Raw genomic sequence first — 17,574 nt, 5'->3', positions numbered from 1 at the left:
CGCCGGCGACCCACCCGCGGCGTGCAACGTACCTCCGCTGCAGTCGCCCCGCCTCGGCAGGCCGACTGTCGCCGGTGGCCGGTCGGCGGGTTGGATGGGCCGGGACCCGCCGGGACAACCCCGGCGCCGACCCGAGGAGACCCCCGTGGCAGAGCTGACCCGCCCCGACGTCGAGCCGCCGACCGGCCCGGCCCCCGACGACCTCGTCATCGAGGACCTGGTGGTCGGTGACGGCCCCGAGGCCACCGCCGGCAGCCTCGTCAGCGCCCACTACGTCGGCGTCACCCACGACGGCGGCGAGCAGTTCGACGCCTCCTGGGACCGCGGCGACCCGCTGGAGTTCCGGATCGGCGTCGGGATGGTCATCCAGGGCTGGGACGAGGGCATCGTCGGCATGAAGGTCGGTGGCCGTCGCCGGCTGACCATCCCGCCGCACAAGGCCTACGGCGAGCGCGGGGCCGGGGGCGTCATCAAGCCCGGGGCCACCCTGGTCTTCGTCGTCGACCTCGTCGGCGTCCGCTGAACGAGGACCCCGTCGCCCCCCACCCCGAGCTTGCGGGTGGTGGGGGGCCGGGGGTCCTCCGTCAGACCGCGGACGGGCTGTAGAACTCGCGCGGGTCGGCGGCCAGCGAGGCCTTGACGCCCCGGCTCCAGTCGTCGACCAGCACCTCCCAGTCGCCGGCCTGGACGCCGTCGAGCGCCGCCCGGACGACGTCGGCCGGGTCGCTCATCGGGCCGGTGTAGCCGGCCATCATGTCGGTGTCGGCCGCCCCCAGCACGACGCCGGTCACCTGCGTGCCCTGTCCGGTGAGCTCGATCCGGACGCCGTTGGTCAGGCTCCACGCCGCCGCCTTGGCCGCGGCGTAGGCGTTCGCGCCGTCGGTGGAGAACCAGGACAGCGCCGAGAGCACGTTGACGATCCCGCCGCCGCCGTTGCGGGCGAGCACGGGCGCGAACGCCCGGACGACGTCCAGCGTGCCGTAGAAGTGCGTGTCCATCTCCCGCCGGATCTCGGCCAGGTCGCCGGTGACCAGGTTCGCGCCGGTGGTGATCCCGGCGTTGTTGACCAGCAGGGTCACGTCCCCGGCGGCCGCGGCTGCCGCCGCGACCGACTCCGGGTCGGTCACGTCGACCCGCAGCACCTCGACGCCCGGGACGTCGACCAGCTCGGGACGGCGGGAGGTGGCGTAGACCCTGGACGCGCCGCGTTCGAGCAGCTGCTGGGCGAAGTGGCGGCCGAGGCCGCGGTTGGCGCCGGTGACGAGGGCGACCGATCCGGTGATGTCCATGGTGTTCTCCTTGCGCTCGGGATGGGCTGTCCGGGACGCTAGGACCTCACGTTGACGTCAGAGGCAACTGTGAGCCCGAACACGAGGAGGCCCGGTGCTGCGCATCGGTGAGGTCGCCGCCCGCGCCGGCGTGAGCGTGCGGGCGCTGCGCTACTACGAGGAGCAGGGCCTGCTGGAGGCCGAGCGCAGCGCCAGCGGGCAGCGCCGGTACGCCGAGAGCGCCGTGGGCCGGGTGCAGTTCATCCAGCAGCTGTACGCCGCCGGGCTGAACAGCAAGGACGTCCTGGAGGTGTTGCCGTGCGTGCACACCGGCGTCGCCACCCCGGCCATGCTCGCCCGGTTGGTCGACCAGCGGGACGGCATCGACCGGCAGATCGCGGAGCTGACCCAGGCCCGCGCGCGGCTGGACGAGATCATCCGGATCGGCCAGGAGCACGTGCCGGCGGTCGCCGCCTCCTGACCCGGCGATGAGTTCCCGCCGCGCCGGGAGTCCTCCCGGCATGACCACCACCGAGACCCCTGCCCAGCCGCTCGACGCCGTCTTCAGCTGTGTCATCGAGAAGGACGGCGCGTTCCCCACCTACCTGGAGCTGCCCGGCTCGGCCGAGGTGCTCGGCACCCGGCGGGCGGTCAAGGTCGCCGGCACGCTGGACGGCCACCCGTTCGCCGCGACCCTGATGCCCTCGGGGCAGGGCCCGCACTGGCTGCCGCTGAAGAAGGCGCTGTGCGTGGGGATCGGCAAGAGCGAGGCCGGGACGCCGGTGCTGGTGCACCTGGAGCAGCGCCTCAGCTGAGCGGGCCGGCGGGCTGTCACCCAGGACACCCGCCCGGCGCGGTTGCCGATCAGCGGCCCGGGGAAACGGCCGGTGCATGACGCAACCGACCCCCGGCACCGAGCACGCCCTCGTCCAGGAGGCCGAGGGCGGCGGGTCCGGCGGGGGCTCCGGTGGCGAGTCGACCGGCACCGTCGTCCTGGCCGGGGCGGTGAACCTGGCGATCGCCGCCGCCAAGCTGGCCGGTGGCCTGGTCAGCCACTCCTCGGCGATGCTGTCCGAGGCCGCGCACTCGCTGGCCGACACGGTGACCGAGGTGCTGCTGTTCGTCGCGCTCAAGCGCGGCAACAAGGCCGCGGACGCCCGGCACCCCTTCGGGTACGGGCGGGAGACCTACTTCTGGGCCTTCCTCGCCTCGCTGTGCACCTTCGCCGTCGGCGCCGGCTTCTCGGTGTACCAGGGCGTCGAGACGATCCGGGAGGGCGAGGAGCAGGGCTCACCGACCATCTCCTACGTCGTGCTCGCCGTCTCCTTCGTGCTGGAGGCCGGCTCGCTGCTCAAGGCGGTGCGGCAGGTGCGCCGCGAGGCCCGATCGCGTGGGATCAGCCCCCGTCGCTACCTGCGGGGCACCACGGACACCACGCTCAAGGCGGTCACCTTCGAGGACAGCGCCGCCCTGGTCGGCCTCGTGCTCGCCGGGCTGGGCCTGTTCCTGGAGCAGGTGACCGGCGACCCGCTGTGGGACGGCCTCTCGGCGATCCTGATCGGCGTCGTGCTGATCGCGGTCGCCTGGTCGCTGGCCCGCGCCAACGTCTCGCTGCTGATCGGCCAGTCGGTGCCCGACGCGGTCCGGGAGCAGTTGCGCGCGGAGATCGCCGGCCTCGACCAGGTCGACGCCGTCCCGTTCCTGCTGACCTCGGTGATCGGGCCGGGGCAGCTGATTGTCTCGGCGAAGGTCGACTTCGCCGACACCGCGACCGTCGCGGACATCGAGCGGGCCTCCGACGAGGCGGAGCGGCGGCTGGTGGCCCGGCACGGCGGCGTCCGGTACGTGTTCCTCGACCCCACGCCCGGGAACGGCCGGGCGCAGGCGGCGTCTCCTCCGGCCGGGTGACCCCCGGAATGGCCCGCGAGGCCCGCGGGTTGTCGCCGGTCATGCAGGTCGAGGTGTGGTCCGACGTCGTGTGCCCGTGGTGCTACATCGGCAAGCGCAAGCTGGAGACGGCGCTCTCCCGCTTCCCGCACGCCGACCAGGTCGAGGTGGTCTGGCGGTCCTTCCAGCTGGACCCCACCGTCCCCGAGGGGCACACCGAGCCGACCCTTCCGGCGCTGGCCGCCAAGTACGGCAGCAGCGTCGAGCAGATGGCCGCCCAGATGCAGCGGGTCGAGGAGGTCGCCGCCGGTGAGGGCCTGGAGTACCACCTGGCCGACGGGGTCAGCGGCAACACCCTGCTCGCCCACCAGCTCATCCACCTCGCCGCCGAGCACGGGCTGCGCAGCGAGATGAAGGAGCGGCTGCTGCGCGCGTACTTCACCGAGCAACGGTCGGTGTTCGACGTCGACGCCCTCGTGCCGCTGGCCGTCGAGGTCGGGCTGGACGAGGCCGAGGTGCGCACCGCCCTGGCCGACCGCCGGTTCCTGCCCGCCGTGCGGGAGGACATCGACACCGCGCGCGCCCTTGGGGCGACCGGCGTCCCGTTCTTCGTCGTCGACCGCACCTACGGTGCCGCCGGCGCGCAGCCGGCCGAGGTGCTGCTGCAGCTGCTCGAGCGGGCCTGGGCCGACACCCATCCGCTCACCACCGTCCCGGCCGCCGAGGGCTGCGCGGACGGCACCTGCTCGGTCTGATGGCGCTGGGCGTCGCACAGAACACGAGAGAGTTGGTTCCTCCCTCACGTCAGCGGGAGCTTCATCCCCACGTGGGTGCCCTGGAAGCCCAGCGACTCGTAGAAGCGGCGGGCCTCCGGGCGGGCCGCGTCAGTGGTCAGCTGCACCAACGCGCAGCCGTGCTCGCGAGCCTGCTCGACGGCCCACCCCACGAGCTCACGCCCCAGGCCGCTGCCGCGGTGGGCGACCGCAACCCGGACCGCCTCGATCTGAGCTCGCTCGCCGCCGCCGCGGACCAGCTGCGGCAGGAACGACAGCTGGAGGGTGGCCACGAGCTGGCCGTCGTCCTCCATGACGACCAGCCGGTGGCGGGGATCGGCGGCGATGGCGGCGAACGCGTCGCGGTATCGCTGCGGGAGTGGCGGGCCGGGGTCCTCCCGGGTGGCACCCAGGACGTCGTCGGCGTACAGCGCCACCACGGCCGGGAGGTCGGCCTCGTCGGCGTCGCGGATCTCCACTCGTCAGCCCAGCAGACGGGGGACGCGTTCGAGCGCCTTGCGCGCGTCCGCTGCCAGCCGCCGGACGACGTCGGTGGCCGACTCCTCGGTGCTGACCAGGCCGACGGACTCCCCGGCGTAGACCGGGGCGTTCGCCAGGTCGCCCTCGGCTCGGGCCCGGCGCACCAGGTCGGCGGCCGCGGTGTCGCCGCGCAGCTCGTCCTCCCGGCCGTGCCAGGTCCGGGTGAAGTCGTTGACCAGGGCTCGGCCCGGCCAGCGGCTGGGCCACGGCAGCCCCTGGGCGATGTCGAAGGCGCTGGTCAGCACCGTCTCGTCGCCGGCGGCGGCCCGCACCCGCTCGCGGGCGGCCGGGGTGTTCGCCGCCTCGGTGCATGCCAGGAACGGCGTGCCGACCCAGGCGCCGGCCGCGCCCGCCACCAGGACCGCGGCCAGCCCCGCGCCGGTGGCCACCCCGCCGGCCGCGAGCACCGGCCGGTCGGTGGCGCCCAACACCTCTTGGAGCAGCGGCAGGGTGGCTCGCTGCCCGGTGTGCCCGCCGGCCTCGGTGCCCTGGGCGACGATCACGTCGGCTCCGGCGTCGATCGCACGGTCCAGGTCGGCCAGCGAGTTCACCGCGGTGGCGACGGCGATCCCGGCGTCGTGCAGCGGTCCGACGAACGGGCCCGGGTCGCCGAAGGACACCGAGACCAGCACCGGCTCGGTGGCGATCGCCGCGGCCAGCAGCTCGGGGCGGCGCTCCAGCGCCCAGGCCATCAGCCCGACGCCGTGCGAGACGTCGGCCTCGGCGGGCAGCCGGGCCTGCTCGGCGAGCCACTCGACCGGGGTGTCCGAGCCGACCCCGATCATCCCCAGCCCGCCGCCCAGGGAGACCGCGCGGGCCAGCGCGCCACCGGCGACGCCGGCCATCGGTGCCCCGAACACCGGGACGTCGAGGTCGAACCAGCGGGTCAGCGGGGTCTTGATCACCGGCCCATCGTCGTCCCCGCCGCCGGTGGGCGCAGCACTACGGTCGCGGGGTGACCCAGCGGTTCCGCGTCGTCCCCGCCGCCTACGTGCTCTTCCTGCGCCCGGGCCGGTCCCCGTCGGGGAACGAGGTGCTGCTCCAGCTCCGCCGGGGCACCGGCTTCATGGACGAGCACTGGGCCGCCGCGGCCGCCGGCCACGTCGAGGCGGGGGAGTCGGTGCTCGATGCCGCCGTCCGCGAGGCCCGGGAGGAGCTGGACGTGCTCGTCGACCCGGCCGACCTGCAACCGCTGGGCGTGCTGCACCGCACCGCGGCCCCGCACGGCCCGGTCGACGAGCGGGTCGACTTCTTCTTCGGCTGCCGCCGCTGGGCGGGGACCCCGCGCCGGGCCGAGGAGCACCGGGCCGCCGAGCTGCGCTGGTTCCCGCTCGACGCGCTGCCCGAGCCGGTGGTGCCGCACGAGCTCCAGGTGATCGAGCAGCTGCGCGCCGGGGCGGTCAGCCCGATCGGCACGCACGGCTTCTGAGCCCGGTCAGCGGCGGGTCACGTCGGCGGTGAACGCCCGGAGACGCTGACGCAGCCCCGCGGCCTGCTCCTCCACGGCGAGGGCCTGCAGCTCGTCGTCCAGGTGCTGGGCCGACGGCGGCACCACGCGCACCCGGCTGGCGCAGTCGAGGTCAGCGCAGACGTAGGTGCCCACCGTGTTGCCGTTGCGCCCGGCCTCGCCGACCCGGCGGGCGGTGAACAGCGAGATCGCGTCGGCCGACTGCACGGAGTGGCAGAGCAGGCACATCGCCGACCGGCGGCTGGACATCTTCGTGTCCGCGGCCCGCAGCGCGATGCCGATCGGTTCGCCGTCCTGCTCGTGCACCAGGTAGCCGCGCAGCTCGGCCTTGGGGTCGCGCCAGCCGAGCACGTCCAGCGACGCCCAGTCCAGCTCGGCGAAGTCGCGGGGCAGCGCGAGCGCGGCGGCCTCGCTGCGGGAGCAGTTGACCAGTGAGCGACGGATCGCCGCCTCGGTCAGGGCGTGCACGGGAGACCTCCAGGGCCGTCGGGACGGGGCGGCCGCAGAGGCTACGTACCGCTCCCGTCCCGTCGCACCCGGGTTTCCCGGCGGTGGGCGTCAGCTGGTGGCGGGGCCGCCGTGCTCGGTGCCGGACAGCGTGCGCAGCAGGTCGTGGGCCCGCTGGGCGCGCTGGGAGTCCTGCTCCATCACCTCGCGGAAGAACGAGGCGACGTCGTCCAGGCCGGCGTTCTCGGCGTCCCGGACGTACTGGCCGTAGTCGTGCCCGGCCTTGAGCGAGTGGTACTGGACGGAGATCAGGTCGAACGTGACGTCGGCGAAGCCGGTCTCACCGGTGGCCATGGGTCCTCCTCGGGAGTTCACACGGGGCCGTCTGCTCGGCCGTCGGACGGTTGCGCCCCCGCGCTACCCGGCCGGCCTCGGGGCGACACACGGCGTGGGCGGACCGGTCCGTCTCAGGTCTGGTCGTTGGTCGGAGCCTCGCCGACCGCGCCGGCGAACCCGCCGGTGACGTCCCCACCGCCGGCCTCGTCGGCCTCGGTGCGGGAGGTGGCGAGCTCGTCCTCGCCGGTCGCGACGTCGTCGTCCGCGGTGGAGGCGAGGTCCTCGCCCTGGCCCAGTGCGCCGGGGTCGGCCTGGGTGGTGCGCGGGTCGTTGAGCGGGTCGGGGGTGTCGGGGTCGGTGACGGTCATGCGGGTCGCTTGCCCGGCCGGGCGTCGTCCGAATCGTCGTGCGTAACTGGACGTTTACGTAAGCTGTCTGTTACACATCTCTCCGTGGAGGCGCTCGCGGCCCTGGCCGACCCGACCCGGCGGCAGATCGTCGCCCTGCTCGCCGCTGGCGAGCAGGGCGCCGGCGAGCTCGCCGGGCAGTTCCCGGTCAGCCGTCCGGCGATCAGCCGGCACCTGCGGGTGCTCCGCGAGGCCGGGCTGGTGAAGGTCCGGGCCGAGGGGCAGCGCCGGGTGTACGCGCTGGACCCCCGGCCGCTGTCGGAGCTGGACGCCTGGCTGGCCCCCTACCGGCGGCTGTGGGCGCAGCGGCTGGGCGCGCTGGACACCGAGATCGCCCGCGGACGGCGGGCCCGAACGCAGGAGGACGGTCGATGACGACACCGGACGAGCGGCTGGGGCAGGTCACCGAGCTGCCCGAGGGCGTGCGGCTGCAGTTCCGCCGCAGCTGGCCCGACCCGATCGAGGACGTCTGGGCGGCGCTCACCGAGCCCGACCGGATGGCCCGCTGGATCGGCACCTACGAGGGTGAGCGGCGGGTCGGCGGCAGCGGCACCTTCACGATGACCCACGAGGAGACCCCGGTCGGAGAGCCGATGCGGATCGTGGAGTGCGACGAGCCGCGCCGGCTGGTGGTCGACTGGGAGACCGAGGAGGGCTGGCGGGTGCAGCTCGACCTCAGCCGGGAGGGAGAGGAGACCGTGCTGGTCTTCACCCAGGTGTTCGCCGCCGGCACCGAGGTCACCGACTACGTGCTGGGCTGGCACTGGTACCTGGACAGGTTCGACGCCGAGGTCGACGGTCGCCCGGCGCCGGGCAGCTGGGACGACTTCCTCGCCGCCACCGGTCCCGCCTACGGTCGCGCCGCAGGCTGAGCCGGTCCGCCTGAGGTGGAGCCGCCCCACGACGCGGCTCCACCTCAGGCCGGGCGGCTCAGGCCTGACCGGCGGGCTGCTCGACCTGGACCGGGTCGGGCCCGGCCCACGGCCCCAGCCGGCCCAGCAGCCGGTCGCGGGAGGCCAGCCGCGGGCCGGCCTGCACGGGGTAGGTCTCGTAGGAGCCGGTCAGCGCCCGGGCGGCGTGGACGGCGAAGTTCGGGTCGTCCTGCGCCTCGCGGGCCACCGCGACCAGGTCGGCCTGCCCGCCCGCGACGACCGCCTCGGCCTGCTGGGGGTCGACGAGCAGCCCCACGGCCATCGTCGGGATGCCGGCCTGCTCGCGGATCGCCGCGGCGAAGGGCACCTGGTAGCCGTAGCCGATCGGGTGCTCCCAGCCCGGGCCGATGCCGCCGCCGGAGACGTCGATCGCGTCCACGCCCAGGGTCTTGAGCTCGCGGGCGAAGGCGATGGTGTCCTCCAGCGTCACCCCCTCCCGGGTGGCGTCGACGGCGGAGACCCGGACCACCAGCGGCAGGTCGGCCGGCCACACCTCGCGGACGGCGGCGACGACCTCCAGCGGGAAGCGCATCCGGTTCTCCCGCGAGCCGCCGTACTCGTCCTCGCGCAGGTTGGTCAGCGGGGAGAGGAACTGGTTGAGCAGGTAGCCGTGCGCGGCGTGCACCTCGACGACCTGGTAGCCGGCGGTCAGCGAGCGGCGCGCCGCGGCGACGAAGGCCTCGCGCACGCCGACCAGCTCCTCGGCCGACAGCGGGTGCGGGGCCGACCAGCCCTCGCCCATCGGGACGCCGCTGGGAGAGACCGGTGTCCACGGGACGTCGCCGGGGCGGGCGTTCTCTGCGGTGACCTGGCCGTTGCCGTCCCAGGGGCGCAGGGTGCTGGCCTTGCCGCCGGCGTGCGCGAGCTGGATGGCCGGCACGCTGCCGTGCTCGCGCAGGAAGGCGGCCACCCGGGCCAGGCCGGGCACCTGCTCGTCGTTCCACAGGCCGACGTCGCCGGGGCTGATCCGCCCGTCGGCGGTGACGCCGGTGGCCTCCACCATCACCAGGCCGAACCCGCCCAGCGCGAACCGGCCCAGGTGCACCAGGTGGTAGTCGCCGACGACGCCGTCGGTGACGTTGTACTGGCACATCGGGGCGACGACCAGGCGGTTGGGGAGGGTGACCCCGCGCAGGGTCAGGGGCTGCAGGAGGTGAGGTCCGGTCACGGTGCCACCCAACCAGGTGGCCGTCGCCCGGCATCCCCAGGGCGACCCACGTCACACTGCAAGTAGACGTCCTATACGAGTAGTCTCGCCTGATCCCCCGGCTCCGACGACGTGGCCGGGGGACCGTCCGTGAGCCAGCGTCGGCGCCCGCGCCGGTGCGCCCCCGAAGGAGGAGACGCCGTGACTTCCGTGGCCACCCCCGGTCTCGAGAACGCCCCCACCACGCACGCCCGCCTCCTCGCCTGGGTGCAGGAGATGGTGGAGCTCACCACTCCCGACCAGGTGGTCTGGGTCGACGGCAGCGACGCGGAGTGGGAGCGCCTGACGACCAAGCTGGTCGACGCCGGCACCTTCCGCCGCCTGGACGCGAAGCCGAACTCGTTCTGGTGCGCCTCCGACCCCAGCGACGTCGCCCGGGTCGAGGACCGCACCTTCATCTGCTCGGTCGACGAGGCCGACGCCGGCCCGACCAACAACTGGATGGACCCGGGCGAGATGAAGGCGGTGATGACCGAGCTGTACCGCGGGTGCATGCGCGGCCGCACCATGTACGTCATCCCGTTCTGCATGGGCCCGGTCGAGGCCGAGAACCCGATGTTCGGCGTCGAGCTCACCGACTCCGAGTACGTCGTCGTCTCCATGCGGGTGATGGCCCGGATCGGCAGCCGCGTGCTCCAGGCGATGGGGGAGGACCGCCCGTTCGTGCCGGCCATGCACTCCCTCGGCGCCCCGCTGGAGCCCGGCCAGGCCGACGTCCCGTGGCCGTGCAGCGACACCAAGTACATCGTGCACTTCCCCGAGGAGCGGGCCATCTGGTCCTACGGCTCCGGCTACGGCGGGAACGCGCTGCTGGGCAAGAAGTGCTACTCGCTGCGGATCGCCTCGGTGATGGCCCGCGACGAGGGCTGGCTCGCCGAGCACATGCTGATCCTCAAGCTGACCAGCCCGGCGCAGAAGACGTACTACGTCGCGGCGGCCTTCCCCAGTGCCTGCGGGAAGACCAACCTGGCCATGCTCGAGCCGACCATCCCGGGCTGGAAGGTCGAGACCCTCGGCGACGACATCGCCTGGATGCGCTTCGGCGAGGACGGCCGGCTCTACGCGCTCAACCCCGAGTACGGCCTGTTCGGCGTCGCCCCGGGCACCGGCTGGGACACCAACCCCAACGCGATGCGCACCATCGACCAGGGCAACTCGGTGTTCACCAACGTCGCGCTCACCGACGACGGCGACATCTGGTGGGAGGGGATGACCGACGAGGCCCCCGCCCACCTCACCGACTGGAAGGGGCGGGACTGGACGCCGGAGTCCGACGAGCCCTCCAGCCACCCGAACAGCCGGTTCTGCACCCCGATCACCCAGTGCCCGATCCTGGCGCCGGAGTACGAGGACCCGAAGGGCGTGCCGATCTCGGCGATCCTCTTCGGTGGCCGGCGCAAGACCACGATCCCGCTGGTCAGCGAGGCGCGGGACTGGAACCACGGCGTGTTCATGGGCGCCACGCTCTCCTCGGAGACCACCGCCGCGGCCACCGGCGCCGTCGGCGTCGTCCGCCGCGACCCCTTCGCCATGCTGCCGTTCATCGGCTACAACGCCGGTGACTACTTCCAGCACTGGGTCGACACCGGCAAGCAGCACGACGCCAGCAAGCTGCCGCGCATCTTCTACGTGAACTGGTTCCGCCGGGACGCCGACGGCGGCTTCCTGTGGCCGGGCTTCGGGGAGAACAGCCGGGTGCTCAAGTGGGTCGTCGAGCGCCTGGAGGGCACCGCGGCCGCCGAGGAGACCCCGGTCGGGCACGTGCCCACCCCGGACTCCCTCGACGTCTCCGGCCTGGGCATGACCCGCGAGCAGGTCGAGCAGGCCCTGCGGGTGGACAAGGACGAGTGGCAGGCCGAGGTCCCGCAGATCACCGAGTGGTTCGAGAAGTTCGGCGACAAGCTGCCCAGCACCATGTGGGACGAGCTCGAGATCCTCAAGAGCCGCCTGGCCTGACGAGAGGCCCCGTCCCCCTCTCCCCTCGCGAGCTCGGGGGCGAGCCTCCGGACGGGGCCGACGGTCGCTCCGCGACCGCATCAGCCGGGTCGGGCACCGTGGCAGCGAGGCCGCGGCCGTCCGGCCCTCTGGCGAGGCCCCGATCCCCGACAGCGTGGTCGGGGGCGGGGCCTCGTCGCCTGTCCGGACGGCGTCGTCCGCGTCGCGCCGCGGGTGGGCGCCGGGTCGGTTAGCGTGGCGGCGGCGCGCCCATCCCGAGGCATCACCCACACCACGGAGCCAGTCCGCTCGTGCCCAACCCGTACCTGCACGTGCTGCGGACCCCGCATGCCCTGCCGATGGTGCTGGCCGCGTTCATCGGGCGGCTGCCGTTGTCGATGATCGGGCTGGGCAGCGTGCTGCTGGTCCAGTCCGAGACCGGTTCCTACGGGCTGGGTGGCGCGGTCGCCGCGGTCGGCGCCGTCGCCACCGCGATCTCCGGGCCGTTCATCGGGCGGCTGGCCGACACCCACGCCCAGCGCCGGGTGCTGCTCGGGGTGCTGGCCGTCTTCATCGTCTCCGGCGTCGGCTTCCTGTTCTCCGTGCGCGCCGACTGGCCGTTGTGGACGGTCTTCCTCACCGCCGGCCTCGCCGGGGCGAGCATCCCGCCGGTCTCCTCGATGATCCGTGTCCGCTGGACCCACCTGCTGCGCGGCACGCCCCGGCTGCCCACCGCGCTGGCGATGGAGTCCGTCGTCGACGAGTTCGTCTTCATCGTCGGGCCGGTGCTGGTCACCTTCCTGTCCACCACCGGGCACACCACGTCCGGGGTGGTCACCGCCTTCACCCTGGCCGCGGTGGGCAGCCTGCTCTTCGCCGCGCAGGGGCACACCGAGCCGCCCCCGGCCGAGCACGAGCACCGCCGCGGCGCCTCGGCGATGCGGGTGCAGGGCCTGCGGGTGCTGTTCGTGGTGGGTGCCGCGGTGGGCGCGATCCTCGGCACCCTGGAGATCGCGCTGGTCGCGTTCGCCGACGAGGTGGGCGCCCGGTCGCTGTCCGGGTTGCTGATCGCCGGGCTGGCCGCCGGGTCGATGCTGGCCGGGATCGGCTGGGGGACGGTGCACTGGCAGGTGCCGCTGCGCCACCGGCTGGTCGCGGCCCTGGCCGTGCTGACCGTGCTGACCGTGCCGCTGGCGCTGATCTCCAGCTACTGGGTGATGCTGCCGGTGGTGGTGCTCGCCGGCATCGCCGTCTCGCCCTCGCTGATCAGTGCCTTCACCCTCGCCGAGGTGCTGGTGCCGCGGTCGGCCGTCACCGAGGCGTTCACCTGGATCGGCACCGCCCTCGCGCTCGGGGTCGCCGTGGGAGCCTCGGTCGCCGGCAAGATCGTCGACTCGGTCGGCGCCAACGCGAGCTTCCTGGTGGCCACCGTCGCCGCCGGACTGGCCGCGATCGCCGTGGCCTTCGGGCAGCGCTGCCTGCACGTCCCCGCCGAGCACGCCGCCACCGCCGCGCTGGCCCGCTGATGGTCGAGTACGTGATCCCCGGCGCCATCGTCCGGGAGCACGAGGTGCCGGTGCCGCTGCACTGGGGTGCTCCCGACGCCGGCAGCCTCACCGTGTTCGCCCGGGAGCTGGTCGCCCCCGACCGCCGGGACGACGACCTGCCGCTGCTCCTCTTCCTGCAGGGCGGGCCGGGCGGCAAGGGGCCCCGGCCCACCCTGGGTGGCTGGATCGCCCGGGCACTGCGCGACTTCCGCGTCGTGCTGCTCGACCAGCGGGGCACCGGCCGCAGCTCCCGGGTCACCGGTCGCCGGATCAGCGCCTTCCCCGACCCGGCCGCCGCCGCGCGCCACCTGCTGGCCTTCCGCGCCGACTCGATCGTCCGGGACGCCGAGGAGCTGCGCCGCACCGTCTACGGCGGCCGGCGGTGGACGACGCTCGGCCAGAGCTACGGCGGCTTCCTGACCCTGACCTACCTGTCCACCGCGCCCGAGGGGCTGGACCGCTGCCTGGTCACCGGGGGCCTGGCCGGCCTCACCGCGGGCCCCCGCGAGGTCTACCGGCGGACCTGGCCGCGGGTGGCGGCCAAGACCGGGCAGTTCTACGCGCGGTACCCGGCCGACGCCGGCCGGCTGGCGTCGGTGGCCGACCGGCTGGACGCCGAGCCGGTGCACCTGCCCGACGGTGACCGGCTCACGGTGCGGCGGCTGCAGACCCTCGGCCACGCGCTGGGCACCCGGTCGGGGGCCGAGGAGCTGCACTGGCTGATCGACGAGGCCCTGGACGACGACGGCGAGCTGGCCGACGGGTTCCTGGACGCCGTCGCGCAGCGCACCTCCTACTGGGACAACCCGCTGTACATGACGCTGCAGGAGGTCATCTACGCCAGCGGGCCGGGCGCCACGGGGTGGGCGGCGGAGGCCGAGCGCGGGCCGGAGTTCGACGAGGCCGTGCGTCCGCTGCCGTTCACCGGCGAGATGGTGTTCCCGTGGATGTTCGAGGAGATCGCGTCGCTGCGGCCCTTCGGCCCGGTGGCCCACGCGCTGGCCGAGGTGCCGGAGTTCCCGCCGCTCTACGACCCGGCGCGGCTGGCGGCCAACGACGTCCCGGTCGACGCGGCCGTCTACGCCGACGACATGTACGTCGACGCCGGGCTGTCCCTGGAGACCGCGGCGCGGGTGGGCAACGTGCGCACCTGGGTGACCAACGAGTTCGAGCACGACGGGCTGCGGACCGGGGACGTGCTCGACCGGCTGCTGGCCTGGCGCGCCGACCACCCGTGACCGCTCCTCGCCCGGCCGCCGGCGGGGGCCGGGTGCTCGGCGTCGCGCCCGAGCGGCTGGACCGCTGGCTGGACGGTGTCGCACAGCGGCACGGCGCGTTCACCGACGTGCGGGCCGACGACGCGGGCGTGCTCACCGTGACCTGCCAGGACGGCACCACCGTGACGCTGACCGCGCCCTACGGCTGGACCCCGGGGCCGGCACCGCTCACCGCGTTCACCGCGGCGGCCCGGGTGCCCCGGTGCACCGCCGTCCTGCTGGTGCGGCGCGGCCGCTGGGCGGTGGGGGTGTTCGACGGTCTCGAGCTCGTGGTCTCCAAGGTCGACGCCCGGCAGGTGCAGGGGCGTACCGCGGCCGGCGGCTGGTCGCAGCAGCGGTTCGCCCGGCGGCGGGGCCACCAGACCGACGCCGTCGTCAGCCACGCCGCCGACACCGCCGCGCGGGTGCTCCTGCCGCACGCCGGTGACGTGGTCGCGCTGGCCACCGGCGGCGACAAGGGCCTGGCCGCCGAGGTGCTCACCGACCCCCGGCTGCGCCGGCTGGCCGACCTGCCGCGCCTCGGGCCGCTGGACGTCGGCGAGCCGACCAAGGCCGTGCTGCTGACCACCCCGGCCCAGTTCCGCGCCGTGCGGGTGCACATCGTCGAACCCACCGACCGCGCCTGAGGGGCCGAAGTCGCGACTCTGGCCCCTCAGGGGGCGGTCAGCAGGTGTGGTGGACCTCCTGGAGCCGGTACACCGGCGTCGGGATGCCCACCTGCCGGGCCTTGAGCTGCAGCGCCAGGTACAGCGAGTAGTGCCTCGACTGGTGCAGGTTGCCGCCGTGGAACCACAGCGCCTCCTGCTGGGTGGGCTTCCACATGTTCCGCTGCTCGCCCTCCCACGGGCCCGGGTCCTTGGTGGTGTCCGAGCCCAGCCCCCACACCTTGCCCACCCGGTCGGCGACCTCCTGGCTGATCAGGTCGGCCGCCCAGCCGTTCATCGAGCCGTAGCCGGTGGCGTACACGACCAGGTCGGCCGGCAGCTGCGTGCCGTCGGCCAGCACGACCGAGTCCTCGGTCAGGTGGTCCACCTGCCCGTGCACCAGCCGGACGTCGCCGTTCGCCACGAGGTCGGCGGCGCCCACGTCGATGTAGTAGCCGGAGCCGCGGCGCAGGTACTTCATGAACAGGCCCGAGCCGTCGTCGCCCCAGTCGTGGTCGAACCCGGCCGCCTCCAGCCGCTGGTAGAAGTCGGCGTCCCGCTCGCGCATCTGGTCGTAGAGCGGGATCTGGAACTCGTGCATGATCCGGTACGGCAGCGAGGCGAAGGTCAGGTCGGCCTTCTCGGTCGTGATGCCCGATGCGACGGCCTGCTCGGAGTAGAGGGCCCCCAGCCCGATCTCCATCAGCGAGTCCGACCGGACGATGTGGGTCGAGGAGCGCTGCACCATCGTGACGTCGGCGCCGACCTCCCACAGCGCCCCGCAGATGTCGAAGGCCGAGTTGTTCGAGCCGATGACGACGCAGCGCTTGCCTCGGTAGGCGTCCGGGCCGGGGTGGGCCGAGGAGTGGTGCTGGTCGCCGCGGAAGACGTCCTGGCCCGGCAGCACCGGGACGTTCGGCTTGCCCGACATCCCGGTGGCCAGCACCAGCTGCGCCGGGCGCAGCTCCACCGGCACGCCGTCCCGCTCGACGGTGACCCGCCACTCCTGGGTCGCCTCGTCGTGGGCGGCGCTGATCGCCCGGGTGTTCGACCAGTAGTCCAGCTCCATCACCCGGGTGTAGGACTCCAGCCAGTCGGCGATCTTGTCCTTCGGGGCGAACACCGGCCAGTTGTCCGGGAACTTGATGTAGGGCAGGTGGTCGTACCAGACCGGATCGTGCAGGCACAGCGACTTGTAGCGGCTGCGCCACTGGTCGCCCGGGCGCGGGTGCTTGTCGATGACGATGGTGGGGACGTCGAGCTGCCGCAGCCGGGCCCCGAGGGCGATCCCGCCCTGCCCGCCGCCGACCACGAGCACGTACGGCTGGGTGCGGTACCCCAGCTCCCGGGCCTCCCGTTCGCGCCGGTCCCGCCAGGTCTCCCGGTCCCGGTGGATGCCGTGCTCGGCGCCCATCGGCCGCCGGTCCCGGACCGGCTCCTCGTGCCCGGTCAGTTCGTACAGCGTGGTGAGCAGCGTCCAGGCGCGGCCCTCGCGCAGCCGCAGGTGCCCGCGGCCCCGCCCGACCGCCGTCTCGAACTCGACCCACGCCTCGTCGACCCCGTCCGCGGTCGTCGGCGGCTCGCCGGCCCGGAAGTCCCGCGGGTCGGTGCGGTCCAGCGTCGCCCGGAGCAGGTCCCGGACGCCGTCGTGCCCCTCGACCGTGGTGATGTTCCAGCTGAAGGCGACCAGGTCGCGCCAGAAGCAGGTGGGGGCGAAGAGCTCGGCCACCCGGTCGACGTCCCGGGCGGTCAGGGCCGACTGGAACTCCTCCAGCCAGGCCTCGACCGGGCTGCCGGGGTCGTCGGCGTCGGTGGTCGGGGTGTCGGTCGGGTCCAGGGTCTGGGTCACCGCGCGGCTCCTGCGTCGTCGGAGGAGTGGCCGCCACCGGCGGCCAGGTGCAGCTGACCACCCGCCGGCGGCCGGGCGGGAGCCCGTGCCACCGGGGCGGCCCCGAGCATCGAGCGCCGCGGACGCCGAGTGAGACCCACATCACATCCGGTGATCGCCGGTGCCGGTCACCGCCGCGCGCGACGCGGATCGTGCCGACGGGCGTCCCGGTGCAGGGGCGCGCCGAGCCACCCGGCTCAGAGGGTGTCGGTGGTGGTCAGCTCCACCTGCTCCTTGCGCAGCTGGTCGGAGACGGTGGTCTGCTCGGTGACCCACGAGGTGGCCAGCCGCACGCGCTCGGCCGGCCGCCGCTCGACGGTGACCACCGGCTCGTCGGCGTAGAGGGTGACCCACTCGCTGGTGCTGGTCTCCCGCCGGCTGCCCGGCGCACCGGCATCGCGGGCGCTGTCGCGGGTGGTCAGCGGCAGGTGCTCGATCCGGGCACGCTGCCGGGTCACGGTGACCGGCACCATGACCTCTTCGGTGACCTCCTCGATCCGCAGCACGGCACGGGTCCACGGCTCCACGACCGTGGTCACGTCCAGCTGCTCCTCGGACCGGGTCATCGCCGAGTCGGCTGCGGCCCCGGTGGTGGCCCGGGGCGACGCGCCGGCGTAGTGGGCGCGGAGGGTCGTCTCCTCCGCGGGGGTCAGCCGATCGGGCTGGGACGCCCGGGGCGCAGCCCCCACGGCGGCGGCGGAGACGGACAGCCGGAGGCGTCCGTCGACGAGGTCGGACCCGGAGACCGGCGCGATCACCGGCACCTCGTCGGTGTCGGTGTGGGCGTGCAGGCCCGGGGTCAGCCCGACCCAGGTGGGCTGACCGGTCACGTCGTCCAGGAAGACGGCGGTGACCGTGCCCAGGGGCTTTCCGTCCTGGTCGTCGGCGATCGCCCCGATGACCGGGGGCAGAGCGGAGTCACTGGCCATGCCTCTGGATGATCCGGAACGCCGGGGTCTACACATCCCCGGCGCGTCGGCCGGCAAGTCGGTCGACCCGGTCGTCGGCCGCGCGTAAC

21 protein-coding genes are annotated in these 17,574 nt (G+C 74.1%); 12 read left to right on the top strand and 9 right to left on the bottom strand.

Going from position 1 to position 17,574, the window contains the following annotated elements:
* Window positions 1-145: 145 nt before the first annotated feature.
* The gene (locus HLA93_RS11920) at window positions 146-523 is read left to right on the top strand and encodes an FKBP-type peptidyl-prolyl cis-trans isomerase (protein ID WP_299953032.1); all 378 of its coding nucleotides are present in this window, start codon (window positions 146-148) and stop codon (window positions 521-523) included.
* Between the two features lie 61 nt (window positions 524-584).
* Here the strand turns inward: HLA93_RS11920 and HLA93_RS11915 are convergent, their stop codons facing one another.
* The gene (locus tag HLA93_RS11915; protein ID WP_222194587.1) at window positions 585-1,289 is read right to left on the bottom strand and encodes an SDR family oxidoreductase; all 705 of its coding nucleotides are present in this window, start codon (window positions 1,287-1,289) and stop codon (window positions 585-587) included.
* A 94-nt stretch (window positions 1,290-1,383) separates the two neighbouring features.
* Between HLA93_RS11915 and HLA93_RS11910 the strand changes: the two genes are divergently transcribed.
* The 4 genes from HLA93_RS11910 (at window position 1,384) to HLA93_RS11895 (ending at window position 3,910) form a co-directional block, all read left to right on the top strand.
* Window positions 1,384-1,749: a MerR family transcriptional regulator gene (locus HLA93_RS11910; RefSeq protein WP_222194586.1), complete on the top strand. Its 366-nt coding sequence runs from the start codon at window positions 1,384-1,386 to the stop codon at window positions 1,747-1,749.
* A 40-nt stretch (window positions 1,750-1,789) separates the two neighbouring features.
* Window positions 1,790-2,083, top strand: a complete 294-nt coding sequence (locus HLA93_RS11905; protein WP_222194585.1) for a DUF1905 domain-containing protein — start codon at window positions 1,790-1,792, stop codon at window positions 2,081-2,083.
* Window positions 2,084-2,159: 76 nt separating this feature from the next.
* Window positions 2,160-3,176: a cation diffusion facilitator family transporter gene (locus HLA93_RS11900; RefSeq protein ID WP_222194584.1), complete on the top strand. Its 1,017-nt coding sequence runs from the start codon at window positions 2,160-2,162 to the stop codon at window positions 3,174-3,176.
* A complete protein-coding gene (locus tag HLA93_RS11895; protein ID WP_308128082.1) occupies window positions 3,173-3,910 on the top strand; it encodes a DsbA family oxidoreductase in 738 nt (245 codons plus the stop codon). The genes HLA93_RS11900 and HLA93_RS11895 overlap by 4 nt, the downstream gene beginning before the upstream one ends.
* A gap of 44 nt (window positions 3,911-3,954) precedes the next feature.
* Here HLA93_RS11895 and HLA93_RS11890 read toward each other — a convergent pair whose 3' ends face one another.
* A complete protein-coding gene (locus tag HLA93_RS11890) occupies window positions 3,955-4,407 on the bottom strand; it encodes a GNAT family N-acetyltransferase (protein ID WP_308128081.1) in 453 nt (150 codons plus the stop codon).
* 3 nt (window positions 4,408-4,410) lie between these two features.
* Window positions 4,411-5,373: an NAD(P)H-dependent flavin oxidoreductase gene (locus HLA93_RS11885; RefSeq protein WP_222194583.1), complete on the bottom strand. Its 963-nt coding sequence runs from the start codon at window positions 5,371-5,373 to the stop codon at window positions 4,411-4,413.
* Between the two features lie 50 nt (window positions 5,374-5,423).
* Here HLA93_RS11885 and HLA93_RS11880 point away from each other — a divergent pair, with 50 nt between their 5' ends.
* Entirely contained in the window at window positions 5,424-5,897 is a 474-nt protein-coding gene (locus HLA93_RS11880) for an NUDIX domain-containing protein (protein ID WP_222194582.1), read from the top strand.
* 6 nt (window positions 5,898-5,903) lie between these two features.
* Here HLA93_RS11880 and HLA93_RS11875 read toward each other — a convergent pair whose 3' ends face one another.
* The 3 genes from HLA93_RS11875 to HLA93_RS11865 all read right to left on the bottom strand — a co-directional run bounded on the left by HLA93_RS11875 (window position 5,904) and on the right by HLA93_RS11865 (window position 7,087).
* Window positions 5,904-6,404 carry an FBP domain-containing protein gene (locus HLA93_RS11875; RefSeq protein ID WP_222194581.1) on the bottom strand — a complete coding sequence of 167 codons (501 nt, stop codon included), beginning with the start codon at window positions 6,402-6,404 and terminating at the stop codon, window positions 5,904-5,906.
* A gap of 90 nt (window positions 6,405-6,494) precedes the next feature.
* Window positions 6,495-6,737 (bottom strand): acyl carrier protein, encoded by a 243-nt coding sequence (locus tag HLA93_RS11870; protein WP_222194580.1) that lies wholly within the window; start codon window positions 6,735-6,737, stop codon window positions 6,495-6,497.
* A gap of 113 nt (window positions 6,738-6,850) precedes the next feature.
* Entirely contained in the window at window positions 6,851-7,087 is a 237-nt protein-coding gene (locus tag HLA93_RS11865; protein WP_222194579.1) for a hypothetical protein, read from the bottom strand.
* 84 nt (window positions 7,088-7,171) lie between these two features.
* Between HLA93_RS11865 and HLA93_RS11860 the strand changes: the two genes are divergently transcribed.
* On the top strand, window positions 7,172-7,501 hold the full coding sequence (locus HLA93_RS11860; RefSeq protein WP_222194578.1) for an ArsR/SmtB family transcription factor: 330 nt from the start codon (window positions 7,172-7,174) through the stop codon (window positions 7,499-7,501).
* Window positions 7,498-7,998, top strand: coding sequence for an SRPBCC family protein (locus HLA93_RS11855; protein ID WP_222194577.1), 501 nt, complete (start codon window positions 7,498-7,500; stop codon window positions 7,996-7,998). The genes HLA93_RS11860 and HLA93_RS11855 overlap by 4 nt, the downstream gene beginning before the upstream one ends.
* A gap of 58 nt (window positions 7,999-8,056) precedes the next feature.
* Here HLA93_RS11855 and HLA93_RS11850 read toward each other — a convergent pair whose 3' ends face one another.
* On the bottom strand, window positions 8,057-9,226 hold the full coding sequence (locus tag HLA93_RS11850; protein ID WP_222194576.1) for an NADH:flavin oxidoreductase/NADH oxidase: 1,170 nt from the start codon (window positions 9,224-9,226) through the stop codon (window positions 8,057-8,059).
* Window positions 9,227-9,406: 180 nt separating this feature from the next.
* Here HLA93_RS11850 and HLA93_RS11845 point away from each other — a divergent pair, with 180 nt between their 5' ends.
* The 4 genes from HLA93_RS11845 (at window position 9,407) to HLA93_RS11830 (ending at window position 14,650) form a co-directional block, all read left to right on the top strand.
* Window positions 9,407-11,221 (top strand): phosphoenolpyruvate carboxykinase (GTP), encoded by a 1,815-nt coding sequence (locus tag HLA93_RS11845; RefSeq protein WP_222194575.1) that lies wholly within the window; start codon window positions 9,407-9,409, stop codon window positions 11,219-11,221.
* A 290-nt stretch (window positions 11,222-11,511) separates the two neighbouring features.
* Window positions 11,512-12,726 carry an MFS transporter gene (locus HLA93_RS11840; protein WP_222194574.1) on the top strand — a complete coding sequence of 405 codons (1,215 nt, stop codon included), beginning with the start codon at window positions 11,512-11,514 and terminating at the stop codon, window positions 12,724-12,726.
* The gene (locus HLA93_RS11835) at window positions 12,726-13,985 is read left to right on the top strand and encodes an alpha/beta fold hydrolase (RefSeq protein ID WP_222194573.1); all 1,260 of its coding nucleotides are present in this window, start codon (window positions 12,726-12,728) and stop codon (window positions 13,983-13,985) included. Before HLA93_RS11840 ends, HLA93_RS11835 begins: the two co-directional genes overlap by 1 nt.
* Entirely contained in the window at window positions 13,982-14,650 is a 669-nt protein-coding gene (locus HLA93_RS11830; RefSeq protein ID WP_308128080.1) for an acVLRF1 family peptidyl-tRNA hydrolase, read from the top strand. Before HLA93_RS11835 ends, HLA93_RS11830 begins: the two co-directional genes overlap by 4 nt.
* 37 nt (window positions 14,651-14,687) lie before the next feature.
* On the opposite strand, the gene HLA93_RS11825 is transcribed toward HLA93_RS11830, so the two are convergent.
* Complete coding sequence (locus HLA93_RS11825) at window positions 14,688-16,517, bottom strand: NAD(P)/FAD-dependent oxidoreductase (RefSeq protein ID WP_308128079.1); 1,830 nt, start codon at window positions 16,515-16,517, stop codon at window positions 14,688-14,690.
* A 236-nt stretch (window positions 16,518-16,753) separates the two neighbouring features.
* Complete coding sequence (locus HLA93_RS11820) at window positions 16,754-17,485, bottom strand: PRC and DUF2382 domain-containing protein (RefSeq protein WP_222194572.1); 732 nt, start codon at window positions 17,483-17,485, stop codon at window positions 16,754-16,756.
* Window positions 17,486-17,574 lie beyond the last annotated feature (89 nt).

This window comes from Modestobacter italicus, assembly GCF_019799965.1.
Taxonomy (GTDB): Bacteria; Actinomycetota; Actinomycetes; order Mycobacteriales; family Geodermatophilaceae; genus Modestobacter; species Modestobacter italicus_A.
Note: the sequence above shows the minus strand (reverse complement) of the source record. Positions and strands in the feature narration are given on the sequence as shown.

Bases quoted from the DNA above. Each gene is read 5' to 3' on its own strand.
- HLA93_RS11915 (WP_222194587.1), bottom strand. From the start codon at position 1,289: ATGGACATCACCGGATCGGTCGCCCTCGTCACCGGCGCCAACCGCGGC.
- HLA93_RS11905 (WP_222194585.1), top strand. From the start codon at position 1,790: ATGACCACCACCGAGACCCCTGCCCAGCCGCTCGACGCCGTCTTCAGC.
- HLA93_RS11900 (WP_222194584.1), top strand. From the start codon at position 2,160: ATGACGCAACCGACCCCCGGCACCGAGCACGCCCTCGTCCAGGAGGCC.
- HLA93_RS11870 (WP_222194580.1), bottom strand. From the start codon at position 6,737: ATGGCCACCGGTGAGACCGGCTTCGCCGACGTCACGTTCGACCTGATC.
- HLA93_RS11865 (WP_222194579.1), bottom strand. From the start codon at position 7,087: ATGACCGTCACCGACCCCGACACCCCCGACCCGCTCAACGACCCGCGC.
- HLA93_RS11855 (WP_222194577.1), top strand. From the start codon at position 7,498: ATGACGACACCGGACGAGCGGCTGGGGCAGGTCACCGAGCTGCCCGAG.
- HLA93_RS11835 (WP_222194573.1), top strand. From the start codon at position 12,726: ATGGTCGAGTACGTGATCCCCGGCGCCATCGTCCGGGAGCACGAGGTG.
- HLA93_RS11820 (WP_222194572.1), bottom strand. From the start codon at position 17,485: ATGGCCAGTGACTCCGCTCTGCCCCCGGTCATCGGGGCGATCGCCGAC.